General features: G+C 35.6%; 11 protein-coding genes. 2 read left to right on the top strand and 9 right to left on the bottom strand.

Going from position 1 to position 15,530, the window contains the following annotated elements; all coding sequences use genetic code 11:
* Window position 1: 1 nt before the first annotated feature.
* The 9 genes from NO995_RS04950 to uvrC form a co-directional block, all read right to left on the bottom strand.
* Complete coding sequence (locus NO995_RS04950; RefSeq protein ID WP_240572231.1) at window positions 2–2,539, bottom strand: TonB-dependent receptor domain-containing protein; 2,538 nt, start codon at window positions 2,537–2,539, stop codon at window positions 2–4.
* Window positions 2,540–2,696: 157 nt separating this feature from the next.
* On the bottom strand, window positions 2,697–4,316 hold the full coding sequence (gene pgi, locus NO995_RS04955) for a glucose-6-phosphate isomerase (protein WP_258226524.1): 1,620 nt from the start codon (window positions 4,314–4,316) through the stop codon (window positions 2,697–2,699).
* Window positions 4,317–4,318: 2 nt separating this feature from the next.
* Window positions 4,319–5,638, bottom strand: a complete 1,320-nt coding sequence (locus NO995_RS04960; RefSeq protein ID WP_258226892.1) for a peptidoglycan DD-metalloendopeptidase family protein — start codon at window positions 5,636–5,638, stop codon at window positions 4,319–4,321.
* Entirely contained in the window at window positions 5,596–6,513 is a 918-nt protein-coding gene (locus tag NO995_RS04965) for a tryptophan 2,3-dioxygenase family protein (protein WP_258226525.1), read from the bottom strand. The genes NO995_RS04960 and NO995_RS04965 overlap by 43 nt, the downstream gene beginning before the upstream one ends.
* A gap of 5 nt (window positions 6,514–6,518) precedes the next feature.
* Entirely contained in the window at window positions 6,519–7,304 is a 786-nt protein-coding gene (locus tag NO995_RS04970; protein WP_240572234.1) for a DUF3108 domain-containing protein, read from the bottom strand.
* Between the two features lie 201 nt (window positions 7,305–7,505).
* Complete coding sequence (gene hppD / locus NO995_RS04975; RefSeq protein WP_258226526.1) at window positions 7,506–8,666, bottom strand: 4-hydroxyphenylpyruvate dioxygenase; 1,161 nt, start codon at window positions 8,664–8,666, stop codon at window positions 7,506–7,508.
* A 42-nt stretch (window positions 8,667–8,708) separates the two neighbouring features.
* The gene (locus tag NO995_RS04980; RefSeq protein WP_258226527.1) at window positions 8,709–9,866 is read right to left on the bottom strand and encodes a homogentisate 1,2-dioxygenase; all 1,158 of its coding nucleotides are present in this window, start codon (window positions 9,864–9,866) and stop codon (window positions 8,709–8,711) included.
* A gap of 201 nt (window positions 9,867–10,067) precedes the next feature.
* The gene (locus tag NO995_RS04985; protein ID WP_258226528.1) at window positions 10,068–12,299 is read right to left on the bottom strand and encodes a patatin-like phospholipase family protein; all 2,232 of its coding nucleotides are present in this window, start codon (window positions 12,297–12,299) and stop codon (window positions 10,068–10,070) included.
* Window positions 12,300–12,306: 7 nt separating this feature from the next.
* Window positions 12,307–14,100 carry an excinuclease ABC subunit UvrC gene (gene uvrC, locus NO995_RS04990; protein WP_258226529.1) on the bottom strand — a complete coding sequence of 598 codons (1,794 nt, stop codon included), beginning with the start codon at window positions 14,098–14,100 and terminating at the stop codon, window positions 12,307–12,309.
* Between the two features lie 128 nt (window positions 14,101–14,228).
* On the opposite strand from uvrC, the gene NO995_RS04995 reads away from it, so the two are divergent.
* Entirely contained in the window at window positions 14,229–14,654 is a 426-nt protein-coding gene (locus tag NO995_RS04995; protein ID WP_240572238.1) for a RimK/LysX family protein, read from the top strand.
* Window positions 14,651–15,529, top strand: a complete 879-nt coding sequence (gene rimK / locus NO995_RS05000; RefSeq protein WP_240572239.1) for a 30S ribosomal protein S6--L-glutamate ligase — start codon at window positions 14,651–14,653, stop codon at window positions 15,527–15,529. The genes NO995_RS04995 and rimK overlap by 4 nt, the downstream gene beginning before the upstream one ends.
* Window position 15,530: the final 1 nt, after the last annotated feature.

Consider the following 15,530-nt stretch of genomic DNA (forward strand, 5'->3'; position numbering starts at 1 on the left):
TTTAAAAATTAAGTTTTAAACCAACACTGTAAGTTCTTCCTGCACCATAGTAAACTAGAGCAGTAGATGCTGTACCATCAACATCATTAGCATCAGAAATATATTCAGTATTAAACACGTTATTAATTTTACCGTTTAATACGGCTTCAAACCCACCCATATCAAAAGCATGAGTTAAACCCAGGTCGAAAAGTCCAAAATCAGGTAATTTCCAAACGTCTGGTAAATCGGCACTAGATCTGTTTGTAACGTCGTATGAAGCATAGTTATCTCCGGCAAAGTTATAATCAGCGTAGATTGAAGATTTAGGAGCAAGTTTATATTTAGCACCTAAAGCAAATGTTGTTTGTGCTGCATCACCCACTTTAATACCATCGGCAATTACAACAACTTCATCTATAACAGTACCACCTTGATCTTGCACCTGGGCAGATGTATTACTTTTCCATTTCCAGTCTCCTAATGAAGCCATCCCTGTAAATGATAATTTATCTGTTAATTTATATCTTAAATCTACCTCAATACCTTGGTGTAAAGCATCGATACCTAATAAATTGTAAAAATATAATTCATCGTTTGCGCCTTGAAGCGATCCACTGTAAGCCTTATCTAACCATTTCGTATAATAGATATTTACATTAGCAGATAACTTTTCACTTCTGTATCCATAGCCTAACTCAGCACTAAATACCTTTTCATTTACTGCATCGGCATTAGGAACGTTACCATCTTCATCTAAGAATACATTATCTAAAAATGGGGCTTTTGAGAAGTAACCAATGTTTACGAATACATTGTTATTAATGTCTAAATTGTAGTTACCACCACCTTTTACACCAAAGCCTAAGAAGTCTACATAATCTGAAGAACGACTTCCTGTAAGTTCACTGTTCATAAATTCCTTTTGCTTATAACTGCTGTTAGAAATATCAGCAGCAACGAAGAAATTTAACGCATCTGTTAATTGATATTCTGCCTGTCCAAAAAGTCCAGTTCTCAATACCACACCATCGTAATCTTTATTGTATTTATCACCAACACGTAATGGCTTTCCATACGCAAAAGTATCAGTTTCATTATCTAAAAAGAATTGTCCACCTAATAAATCATCAACTTCATACCAATGAGACCCTATATAATAACGTCCATCTAAACCACCTGAAATGGTTAACTGATCGTTGATTTTATTTTTATAAGTTGACAATAAACCATACCATTCATGAGAGTTTCTGGAAGACGAAATAATATCTGTAGAACCAGCTGCTCCGTTAGCTATATTTTCTTCAATAACTCTATCGAAATCTATAGGTTGTAAGCCTGAACCTCCAATACGATATTCGCTAGATCCAATTTTAGAACCTTCATCTCTACGACCACCCCCTGATCCAAATGATGCGTATAAAGCAGTAGATAAAGCAGAATTCTCATTAATCTCCCATAAATGATTTAAAGAGATTTGTGGCTTATGGTAGAAGTTAAATGATTGATGGTATACTTCTCCATTTTTATAACCCCAGTCTTTATTCGCTTTTTTAGGTCCAGAATCGGTATCTAACAATTCTGCAATTGTTGAACGATTATAACGCTGACCATGTGTTTGCTGTGCTCCAAAAGCAGTAAATGTTAACCTGTGTTGTTCATTTAACTGTTGTGCTAAACTCACAAAATAGTTATATCCTGAAAACTCGGTTCCATCAACATAACCATCACCAGAAATTTTAGAAGCACTAACAGTTGCTGCAAAACCTTTTTCGGTTAATCCGGTTGAATAGGTCATTCCGTATTTTAAATAACCATTATTACCAATACTTGAATATACATTTCCACCTTGTTCTGCATCGGTAGATTTAGTAATGATATTAATGGTACCACCAACGGAAGATACGGCAACTTTCGATGCCCCTAAACCTCTTTGAACCTGCATAGACGATGTAACATCTCCTAAACCAGCCCAGTTAGACCAGTATACAGCTCCGTTTTCCATATCATTAACAGGAACCCCATTAATCATTACAGCGACATTCTCCGAATCAAATCCTCGAAGATTAATTCTACCATCACCATAACCACCACCGGCACGAGTTGCATAAACACCTGGCGTAGCTTTTAAAATTTCAGGGAACTCTTGAGTACTTAATTTTAAGGAAATCTCTTCCGATTTAATTGTAGACACAGCCACAGGTGTTTTTCTATCTACAGCTACAGATGCTATAATTTGAATTTCCTGTAAACCTACCTGACTAGACTCCATAGATATGGTGCCTAAATCTCCGCCTTTAGAGAAAGCTATCGTTTTTGTAGTATACCCCACATAAGTGATTAAAATTTCTCCTGAACTTGATTCCGTTTCTAATGTAAAGTTTCCATCGAAATCTGTTACAACTCCGTTGGTTGTCCCCTTTTCTATAACATTAGCGCCTGGAAGAGGCATGTTTATTCCAGCTTCTACAACTACCCCTTTAATTGTAGTTTGTGCCAAAATAACTGAAGTAAATAATAATGCCACCGCGAGCATTATAAACTGAGTGGTTTTTTTCATAATTAATTATTTGAATTAGTCGACATAAAAATACGGATAATCAGAAAACATTCATTACCAATATGTTAATTATTTTAACGATTGTTGATAAAAAAAACGCGCCAGTATTAAATATACTGACGCGTTTTCATATTTATGATGAGAAATTCTTTGTGTTTTACGAATTTCCTTTATAATAATTCAACAAATTCTGTGTTGAGGAATCATGTTTAGAATCCGCACTATTGTTAAATTCATGTAAAATTTTATTAGCTAATTGTTTACCTAATTCTACCCCAAATTGATCATAGCTAAAGATATTCCAGATAATACCTTGTACAAATATCTTATGCTCATACATGGCTATTAATTTTCCTAAACTCTCTGGTGACAACTTGTTAATAAACACCGTATTTGTAGGCTTATTACCTTCAAACACTTTAAAAGGCACCAAACTACCTGTAGTTCCTTCAGCTAAAACTTCTTCTTTAGTCTTTCCGTTTAACAAAGCTTCGGTTTGTGCTAAAAAGTTGGAGATTAATTTATCCTGGTGATCTTTGTTATTATGTAACGAATGAGTAAAACCAATAAAATCGGAAGGAATCAATTTAGTTCCTTGATGTATTAATTGGAAAAAGGCATGCTGCGCATTGGTTCCTGGCTCTCCCCAGATAATCGTTCCGGTTTGGTAGTCAATCGGGTTTCCATTTCTATCAACACTTTTACCATTACTTTCCATAATACCTTGCTGCAAATAGGTTGCAAACTGATTAAGGTATTGCGAATACGGTATAATAGCTTCGCTTTCAGCTTTAAAAAAGTTGTTATACCACACACTTATTAAAGCTAAAATAACCGGAATGTTTTGGCTGAAATCTTCATTTTTAAAATGCTCATCCATTTTATGAGCACCTTTCAGCAGGTTTTCAAAATTATTATAACCAATAGATAAACTAATAGATAAACCTACCGCACTCCAAAGCGAGAAACGACCACCAACCCAATCCCACATCGGGAAAATATTATTTTCATCAATTCCGAAAGCTTTTACATTCGTAATATTGGTGGATACAGCAACGAAATGTTGAGCAATCGCTGTTTCATCGGCTGATTTTAAAAACCATGTTTTTATGGTATTAGCATTTGAAAGCGTTTCCTGAGTTGTAAAGGTTTTAGATACAATTACAAAAAGAGTAGTTTCAGGATTCAGTTTTTTAATCACCTCATTTACATGATCACCATCCACATTACTCACGAAATGTGTGGTTAAATGATTTTTGTAATACTGAAGCGCATCTACAACCATTGCCGGTCCTAAATCTGATCCCCCAATACCAATATTAACAATATCGGTAAACGTTTTTCCTGTATACCCCGTTAGGTGTCCGTTTACTACATCGTTAGTAAACTTTTCAATTTTCTTTTTTACCTCATAAATTTCAGGCATCACATTTACACCATCTACCTTAAAATCGGCAGACTGAGGCGCACGAAGAGCCATGTGCAATACGGCACGCCCTTCGGTTTGATTGATGGTTTCTCCTGAAAACTGACTGTTTATGGCCTCTTTTAATTTTACCTCATCGGCCAACTCTAACAAATATTTTATAGTTTCTTCGGTTATTCGGTTTTTAGAATAATCGACATAAAAGTCGTCCCATTTAATAGTGAACTTATTTGCTCGCTCGTCATCCTGAGCAAACAAATCTTTCATGTGCACATCATTTATGTTCTCAAAATGATCTTGAAGTTTTTTCCAAGACTTTGTTTCGGTTGGATTAATGTTTGGTAATGCCATAATTAAGAAGTTGCTTGTCTGATTTCTGGTTGTTTTAGTTCGTCTTCCTCAAGTTTTTGAGGTTTAAAGTTTGTATTATCAAGTTGATATTTTATTGGTTTTATAAACTCTAAATATTTGTCTTTTAAACTATCGGCAATAGGTTCTGCTTCCGGCAATTTTTGTCTAAACGGATCGACCTGAACACCATTTTTCCAGAAACGGTAACACACATGAGGCCCCGACGTATTTCCGGTCATACCTACCCAACCAATAACATCGCCCTGTTTCACATAATCACCTGCTTTTACCTTACGTTTCTGCATGTGTAAATACTGCGTTTCATATACCTTGTTATGACGAATCTTTACATAATTACCATTTCCGCCGGTATAACTTGATTTTGTAACCTTTCCACTTGCTGTAGCAACAATTGGAGTTCCAATATTCGCTGCAAAATCAGTTCCTTTATGCGGACGTACTTTATTACCATACAAAGCGATTCTTCTGTTTAAATTATAACGCGAAGAAATTCTTTTATACTCAACTGGTGCTTTTAAAAATGCACGACGTAATGTTTTTGCTTCTTCGTTATAAAAATCGGTTAACCCTTTAACGCTATCGGTTTTAAATCTAAAAGCATAAAAAGGTTCGCTATTATGCTCAAAATAAGCTGCCTTTATTCTATTAATACCTGCATAAATGGTATCATCGATATACTTATCGGTGTAAATAACTTTGAAACGATCGCCTTTTTGAAGTCTTGTAAAATCGATAGTCCATGCATAAATATCAGACATTTTATAGGCTAAAACCAAACTTAAGCCATCGTCATCTAAAGTTTGCGAAATGTTACTATTAATAACACCTGTGTAGACTTTTTCTACATACTTTATTGGCTTTTTACTCTTGTAGGCGTGAATCGAATCTTTAAAACTAACTACAATATACTCCTCTACACTTGGCTGATAAATAAACTTTTCAGGAATCTCTAACGAATCTTTAGAACACAGTAACGTATAAGGCCTCCCTTTTTGAAGATATCTTGCAATATCGTAAGTCTCCTTTGCTGTTTCAGCGATATGAAAAATTTGAGGGTATCCTATTTTATTACGTTCTAAAATCTGGCCAAAACTCTCTCCCGATTTTACTGTATCGCGTTTAACTACATAATCGTTAAAGTTAAATCCGAATTCTATGTGTTCTTTTGGTTCAACTATAGCTATCTCCTTTTGCTCTACTACCGGTTTTTCTTTGTCTTTGCAGCTTACCAACCCTAAGGCCAATAGCGGTATAATTGTTAAATATCTGTTCCCCAATTTTCTTTTTCTTGCTCTGTCCATAACTCTGGAAAAAATATTCTCTTTTGATATTTCGGGTGCATGTATTTTACCCATTCACTCCCTCCTGTTGCTTCGGCGGTCTTTCCGCCAATATTTAAATAATGATTTGCTGTATTATAATGTGCCATAACCCATTTAATATTAACGGTATAATCGTAATGACGCATGGCTTTTATTAACGCTTCATTTTCTTGAGCCTCCTTTGGAAGCGCCTTATATTTCGCGTATAAATTGTTTTTATAATAAAATTTGGTAAATCTAATGAATTCGTCTTTGTATTTTTCTTCAAAAACTGTTAAAGTGTAACTCTTTTTACCTGTTTTATAGTCTTTTCCTGCTGCCTGCCAGTATAAATGTTCAAAAGCATTCTCGTAAGACGAATTTCTGTCAATTGTATCTCTAAAACGCTTGTCGATTAGATTGATTAATTCAGTAGAAGCGAATTCTATTTTTCGGTACTGCGCACTTTGAAATCCGCTGGCTGGCGTTAAGGTTTTTCTAAACTCATTGTACTGCTCTAAATCCATACCGTCTTTCATAATACTGAAAGACGAGGTTAGCATATCGAAATAGCGACTAATACGCATGATTTTTGTAGTATAGAAATCGGCTTCAACTTTTTTAGTTTTAGCTACCTGATCGATTTCCCAAAGTATCATTTTAAACAATAATTCGTTTACCTGATGATACATGATAAATACCATTTCATCTTTAAACGTGGTGCGTTGTACCTGAAGATTTAATAAGGCATCGGTTTGAATATAATCCCAATAGTTTAAAGGCTTACTTTGCAACAAACCTTCCAGATAATCTTCGACATCCTGGTCTATTGCCTCATATTTTTCCTTTAGTTGATTGGTTATTTTTTTATCCAAAGTCTCTAGTTTTTTCCAGCTATAATTTTAAATGAATGTTTCAAGCCTTTGTAAGCTTCTAAGTCTGCTCTCAACGACCCTACAGCAAGGTCTGCTTTGATTCGTAAAGGTACTTTATTTTTATCTTTTGAAACCCAAAGCGTTAAACTTTCTTCCTCTTTAAACACACGACCTGCCATAACATATGGTCTGAATTTTAAAGCAAGAACATTCCCAAAATCGGTTTCAATAACTTCTTCACCTAAATACTTTAATTTAAAACCATAGTTTTCTTCATCGAAAAACATATCAGTTCTAATTTCCTGACCTTTTTTTAAGGATTTAATATCTATATTATCACGTAAGTAATAATACGTCGATACCATATCCTGAACATTCACAGGCGTATCAAAAACCCTTTTGGTATTGTGCTTTTTATTAAACACATGGGCTTTATTCTTAGTTTGATCGAAATTAATTTCAATATCTTTTATGTGGCCACCCTCATCTATTTTACGAATAAATTTATAAGGCTTAATAGCTTCCTTATCGAAGTAACTTTCATAAAGATCTTCTACTCTAAAGAACCATTTAATCATTCCGGTGGTCCAGCCTTTACCTACTACATGATATACGTCCTTACCATCTATCTTTGCGTCTTTAACCGTAAGTGTTGCGTTACCTGCCTTTAAAAATCCACTATAACTCATTTTAAACTTAAACCATTCTCCGGTGCCAAAGGAAGACTCCTGCTGAGCATATGAGAGCGGCATGGTTAGTAAAACGGATAATATAAGTAGTGTTTTTTTCATGTGATTCGGGTGCTTGTAATTAACTTTTCAACTAAGTTTTTATTGCGTTTTAATTATGGAATTACAATTACTATTCCAAAAATATAAAAATTAGTGGTTCGCCCTGTAATATTAAGAAGACCTTTAAGTTAAATTGTTACACCCGAAAACAAAAAAAGCTATCAAATAAATGATAGCTCTTCATCAAACTTAAAATTATAATTAAAGCGTCCCTCTGTTGGCCTGTTCTCTCTCGATAGATTCAAACAAGGCTTTAAAATTTCCTGCTCCGAAACCTTTAGCACCCATACGTTGGATAATTTCGAAAAACAATGTTGGTCGGTCTTCAACCGGTTTAGTAAAAATTTGTAATAAGTACCCTTCTTCGTCGGCATCGATCATGATACCCAGACTTTTTAAAGTTTCAATATCTTCGCGCAATTGATGATCGTGCGCCTGTAATCGTTCTGGTACCGCTGCATAATACGCTTCTGGAGGCGTTGATAAGAACTCTACACCTCTTGCTCTCAAACTTGATACCGTACTAATAATATCATCGGTTGCGACAGCAATATGCTGTACACCTGCACCTTCATAAAAATCAAGATACTCTTCAATCTGTGATTTTTTCTTGCCTTCGGCCGGTTCATTAATCGGGAATTTAATACGTCCGTTGCCATTACTCATCACCTTACTCATAAGGGCAGAATATTCAGTATGAATTTGTTTATCGTCGAACGATAAGAAATTCTCAAACCCCATAACATCTTCATACCATTTTACCCAGGTATTCATTTGTCCCCAGCCTACATTTCCAACCATATGGTCGATGTATTTTAAACCTACCGAATCCGGATTATAATCTGATTTCCACTCACGGAATCCCGGCATAAATGTGCCGGTATAATTTTTACGCTCAACAAACATATGCACGGTTTCACCATAAGTGTAAATTCCTGAACGCACAACCTCTCCATATTCATCGGTCTCAACAGTAGGTTCCATGAAAGATTTTGCTCCTCGACTGGTTGTTTCCTTATACGCCTGTCTTGCATCATCCACCCAAAGGGCTACAACTTTTACACCATCGCCGTGCTTTACAATATGATCGTTAATTGGAGATCTACTATTTAGCGGTGTGGTGAGTACCAACTTGATTTTGTCTTGTTTTAACACATAACTCACAGTTTCTCTCGAACCGGTTTCCAATCCTTTGTAAGCATACGACTGAAAGCCGAATGCTGTTTTGTAAAAATGGGCTGCCTGCTTAGCATTACCCACATAAAATTCGACATAATCTGTTCCTAAAAGCGGAAGAAAATCCTTCGCTCCTTTAAATATTTTTTCTAAACCGTAATCAACGGATTTAATGTCTTTGCTCATTAGTTTAATATTTCTGTTTATGAGTTTAATTTAGTTTTATTCTTATTCCAACCAGGATTTATAATAATCGTCGTCAGCAATTTTCATAGCTTCTTCGGTAACCATAAGCGGTTTAAACGTATCGACCATAACGGCCAGTTCTTCAGTTTCAGTTTTACCAATACTGCGCTCAGTAGCTCCCGGATGCGGACCATGTGGAATACCAGCAGGATGTAATGAAATATGGCCTGCTTCGATATCGTTACGACTCATAAAATCGCCATCTACATAATACAACACCTCATCACTATCAATATTACTATGATTGTATGGTGCCGGAATGGCTTGCGGATGATAATCATACAATCTTGGCACAAAACTGCAAACCACAAAGGCATCGGTTTCAAAAGTTTGATGTACCGGTGGCGGTTGGTGTACACGACCTGTTATGGGTTCGAAATCATAAATAGAAAACGCATACGGATAATTGTAGCCATCATAACCAACCACATCGAACGGATGGGTGGCATAAACCATTTCTATAATCTCGCCTTGCTTCTTAACCTTGATTAAAAAGTCGCCTGTTTCATTGTAGGTTTCCAATTCTTCCGGACGTCTTATATCACGCTCGCAAAACGGTGAATGCTCTAATAATTGCCCAAACCAGTTTCTATAACGCTTTGGTGTATAAATTGGACGATGTGACTCTACTATGAACAGTCGATTATCTTCAGTATCAAAATCTATTTTATAAATGATTCCACGTGGGATTAATAAATAATCACCATACTTGAAATCGAGATTTCCTAAATGTGTTCGCAGTTTACCTGAGCCTTTATGAATAAATATCAGCTCGTCGGCATCAGTATTTTTATAAAAGTAATCGTTAGTTGATTGCTGTGGTGCTGCCAGAATAATGGCGCAATCCTTATTGACTAAAATTGTTTTTCTACTATCTAAATAGTCTGACTCAGGCTTCACCTGAAACCCACGGAAACGGTACGATTGAATGTTGTTAGACTTCGCAATTTTAGGCGCCACACTATATTGATTTTTTATAGCTTTTAACTGTGTTGGGCGTTGCTCATGATAACTGTTTGTAGACATCCCGTCGAAACCAATAGTACCAAACAATTGCTCATAATACAAGCTACCATCAGGTTTTCTAAACTGTGTGTGACGCTTATGCGGAATGCTCCCTAATTTATGATAAAAAGGCATTATTTGTAAGTTTATAGTTAAAAAGAAAAGTAAAAGTTTAAATCAATTAAACTTCATATAATACATAGACACAAAACTCCATTCACTCAGGATTTCTCTTGATGAGGAAGTGTAAAAACAGTAATAAGTCTTGCCAAAATACCTGCATAGCTTTACAAATATCGCAAAAAAAAGATGCAAATAATAATTATTTATCAGTTTTTAAAACCAAAAACCAACATTAAAATACCATTGCCCGTGCTTTAGTTCGGGTGAATAACTATATTTAACCTGTACCGGCCCCAAAAAGGTATCGATAGCATAACCTAAGGCATAACCACTATAATCCGGAAGTGTAAACCACTCACCAGAATCGAAAATATCATCTTCAATATTGGCAAAGTTTCCTTCCAATGTGATGTACTGTTTTTTGAACAGCTCAAAATTTGCAATAAAAGTAGCTTTAACAAAGCTGTTTCCCGTTAACTCAATAAAATCGTAACCAAGAAACGGCGATAAATTATTTATAAAGTTGTTTCCGTATCCGCCCAAAGCAAAATCTAAAGATTTAGTAGACTTGTCTCCTACTTTAAATCCACCACTTGACTGAATGTTAAACGCCAGTTTTTTAGAAACACTAAAAGCATAACCCATATCTGCTTTGGCAATGGTGAAATCTTCAAAATTTTCATTAAAACTTGAAGCCCATAAATACATGTGTAAATCGCCATCAAAATACAATCCTCGTTTTGGAAAATATTTATTATCGTAACTATCTAATTTTAAAGTTCCAAAAACACTTAAATAATCGGTGCTTTCAAAAACAGCCTCTCTTTTCTGATTATCGACCAATAGCGTTTCCGATTTCATTTCAAGACGTTTATGTTCTGCCCCCATCCCCAAAGCAAAATCTTTTCTAAACAGGGTTTGCACATAAATTTGATTGGTTTGATCTTCTAAGCTTGTTTCTATTTTATTAAGGTCTTGTTCAACAATAAAATCGTTATCTAACAGCAATTGCGCATTGATACTTTTGTTAAACTGATTAAATCTGGACTTTATGCCAATACTCCAGTAAAAGCCTTTATCGATAAAATACTCAAAATTATAACGCACATTATCACCCAGAATAAAATCTAACGAAGCCAAATCACTATCAAAAAACAAACGCTTTTTAGTTAGATTTACTAACGCTGCACTTTTATATAATTCATCGTAATGCAGCCCTAACTTTAAAAATGTGGTTGTTTTGGTTTCCTTTAAATAAGTGACCAAATCATAACCTTCCGTTCCCGGTCGCTTTTTGAATTTATATTCAAACGAATCAAAATTATCACTTGCTATTAAATTATTTATTCCCTTAGTAAACTTATCATAACTAACAGTTTCATTATTTTTCAACTTTAACTTCCCTAAAACATAAGCACGGGTATATTTGTCATTTCCACGAACTACAATACTCTTGATGGCAATAGAATCCTGCGGCTTGATTTCAATTGAAGTATTATGAGGTTTTGCATTTTTATGAATGAGTATTTTTAAATCGAATTGTTTCTCCAAGGCTGCCTGAACTCCATTTTCAATTATACTTGAACCTTCATCAAACGACACTACCGAATATTCCTTGATATTAGGTTTAATATAGACATCGGTCTGTTTCCCCTTCTCCTTCATATCATGAATGGTTCGGAAGTTATTAATCTGAAGTAAAACATCAAGAGCAGAACCCAACTCGTCTCTACTTGCCAATCCATCCTGGACATCGACTCCAATAATAACATCCATACCCTTAGCTCGCAATTCGTCAATAGGATAATTATTAACGACACCTCCATCTATCAAAACCTCATCGTTAATGGTTACCGGTTGAAATAACGAAGGTAAGGCTGCACTTGCCATAACCGACTGCGCCAGATTGCCATGATCTAAAACAACCTGCTGACCTGTTTCAACATTTGTGGCAATACAGAAAAATGGAATTGGCAACTTATCGAAATCTTCCATTTCGTTAGCATGTAAGGTTAATTTTGCAATTAAATTATAAGTATTCTGTCCTCTTGATAATGCCGAAGGTAATTTAATTTTAAAATCTTCAAACGGAAGTGAAACAGCGTATTTTTCAGAATTATTACGCTCAAAAAAAGCCTTTGACGATCTTGGAATGTCGTCGTTTATCAACTTGTCAAAATCTATTTCTCTGAAAACGGAATCGAGCTGTTTGCCTGTATATCCAGAAGCATAAAGCCCTCCAACAACCGCTCCCATACTCGTTCCTGCAACATAATCGACTTTAACACCTAAACTATCTAAAACTTTTAAAACCCCAATATGCGCCAAGCCTTTAGCTCCACCTCCACTCAATACCAACCCCACCTTAACATCTTCGTTTTGTATGTTTTGCGAAAAACCTGCAAAACAAATACAAATAAAGCACACTGTTAAAATGAATCTCATATTCAAGCTAATTATTATGGTAATAGTTATATATTTTTTCGGCTCTTGAAGTTCCAACCACAGCTTCTAACTCATCAAGTTTGGCATTAGCGACTCTTTTTACCGATTTAAAATGCTTTAATAAATCTACGATTGTTTTTTCACCTATCCCAGAAATAGTTTCAAGTTCTGTGTTCAATGCATTTTTACTGCGACGGTTTCTATGATGTTCAATTCCAAACCTGTGTGCTTCATTTCGCAATTGCTGAATAATTTTCAAACTTTCGCTTTTTTTATCCAGATACAAAGGCACCGGATCTCCAGGATAAAACAGCTCTTCCAAACGCTTCGCTATACCTATAATGGCAATTTTTCCGCGCAAACCTAAAGCATCCAAACTTTTCAAAGCCGAACCGAGTTGCCCTTTTCCTCCATCAATAATGATAAGTTGCGGTAAAGGTTGCTCTTCATCCAATAACCGTTTGTAACGACGATACACCACCTCTTCCATCGATGCAAAATCGTCGGGACCCTCAACTGTTTTTATATTAAAATGGCGGTAATCTTTTTTGCTTGGTTTTCCATTTTTAAAAACCACACATGCCGCTACCGGATTTGTTCCTTGAATATTGGAGTTATCAAAACATTCAATATGTCTGGGTTCTTCATGCAAGCGTAAATCGGCCTTCATTTGCGCCATAATACGATTGGCATGCCTGTCTGGATCGGTAATTTTAATCTGTTTAAAACGTTCCATGCGATAATATTTCGCATTGCGAACCGATAAATCCAGAATATGCTTTTTATCTCCGAGTTTAGGAACCGTTACTTTAATATCATCACCTAAATCAACTTCAAAAGGCACATAAATTTCTCTTGATTTTGAATTGAATCGTTGTCTGATTTCGGTAATGGCTAACTCCAACAGTTCTAAATCACTTTCGTCCAGTTTCTTTTTAATTTCCAGTGTATGTGAGCGAATGATTGATCCATAAGAAATTTGCAGAAAGTTGACATAACCATAGCCTTCATCACTAACAATGGAAAAGACATCAACATTACTAATCTTCGGATTAACAATAGTTGACTTCGCCTGATAGTTCTCTAAAACTTCAATCTTTTCTTTGATGCGTTGCGCTTCTTCAAACTGCATATCAGCGGCATAGGCATTCATTTGCTCCCGAAACTGATTGAGTGAATCTTTAAAATTTCCTTTTAAAATTTCTTTTATATCCTGAATATGCCCCTGGTAAACGTCTTCACTCTCGTAACCTTCGCAAGGCCCTTTACAGTTTCCTAAATGGTATTCCAAACAGACTTTATATTTTCCGGCGTCAATCTTAGCTTCCGATAAATCGTAATTGCAGGTACGCAACGAATATAATCCTTTAATTAAATCAAGTAAGGTCGAAACGGTTTTCATACTGGTGTATGGTCCGAAATATTCGCTACCATCTTTAAATACACGACGGGTAGAAAACACTCTGGGGAACCGTTCTTTCTTAATACAGATCCACGGATAAGACTTGTCATCTTTAAGCATGACGTTATATCTGGGCTGATACTTTTTAATCAAGTTGTTTTCCAACAACAGTGCATCGGTCTCAGTTTCAACCACAATATGTTTTATGCTTGCAATTTTCTTTACAAGCACTCTTGTTTTACCATTATCATGTGTTTTAGTGAAATAAGAACTTACTCGTTTCTTTAAATTCTTAGCTTTACCTACATAAATAATGGTACCGTTAGCATCATAATACTGATAAACCCCCGGCTGATCTGGCAGGGTTTTTAGTTGTATTTCTAGAGCAGGTTTGTCCATCAATTCAAAGGTAATTATTTAATTTTTTATTGATAAAATTCACTATATTAAATCTGTCAAACTTTTATGGGCAAATCATTTTTCAATCGACTAATTTGGTACATTGCACCCATATTTAAAAACACAAGATGAGCAAAAAAATTATAGGCAGGGCAGACATTATAAGCTTCCCTAAATTAGGCTTATTCGACATCAACGTTAAGGTTGACACGGGTGCCTATACCTCTGCAATTCATTGTTCTGAAATTGTTGAAGAGAACAAAACCCTTAAAGTTACGTTTCATAGCGACGTTCATGAAAATTTCGGGAAAACCGAAATCGTTTTCGACGAGTATTCGCGAACCAACGTAAAAAGCAGCAACGGCTTTAAAGAAAACAGATATAAAATTAAATCTGAGGTTATCTTTTTTGGTAAATCTTACAAGATTAACTTAACTTTAAGCACACGCGACGACATGAGATTCCCCGTATTAATTGGAAGACAGTTTTTAAAACGCAAATTTTTAGTTGATGTAGATTTAGAAAATGTTTCCTATAATTATAAAAACAAATGAACATAGTTATTCTTTCTAGAAATCCTAATCTATACTCAACAGAAAGACTTATTGAAGAAGGCGAAAAAAGAGGTCATAAAATTGAAATTATTGACCCTTTAAAATGTGACATCATTATTGAAAAGGAAAAACCTACCATATTTTACAAAGATCGTTATTTAGATTATGTCGATGCGGTAATTCCGCGTATTGGGGCATCCATCACATTTTATGGTTGTGCTGTAGTACGTCAATTTGAAATGATGGGGGTATTTACTATTGCCACATCGGACGCCATCCAGCGCTCTCGCGATAAATTGCGTAGCTTGCAGCGTCTTAGTAAAGCCGGGATTGGTATGCCTAAAACTGTTTTCACAAACTACTCGCGCGATGTTGAAGAAGTTATCGAACATGTTGGGGGTGTACCAGTAATTATAAAATTACTAGAAGGCACACAAGGATTAGGAGTGGTTTTAGCTGAAACTAAAAATGCAGCCGAATCGGTTTTAGAAGCCTTTAATGGCTTGGAAGCCCGTGTGATTGTTCAGGAATTTATTGGTGAAGCCAAAGGTGCCGATATTCGTGCTTTAATTGTAGACGGACAAGTTGTAGGTGCTATGAAACGTCAAGGTAAGGAAGGTGAATTCCGTTCCAATTTACACCGTGGCGGAACAGCCGATATTATAAAACTAAACGAAGCCGAATTACGTCTGGCTATGAACGCTTCAAAAGTACTTAAACTACCTGTTTGTGGTGTCGATATGCTACAATCGGCTCGTGGTCCTTTACTATTAGAAGTCAATTCAACTCCCGGTCTTGAAGGTATTGAAGCAGCAACCGGAAAAAATATCGCAAAAAACATTATTACCTATATTGAAAGAAATCGTCGCCTGTAAA

Origin of the sequence: Aestuariibaculum sp. M13 (assembly GCF_024723255.1) — a bacterium.
GTDB classification, from domain to species: Bacteria; Bacteroidota; Bacteroidia; order Flavobacteriales; family Flavobacteriaceae; genus Aestuariibaculum; species Aestuariibaculum lutulentum.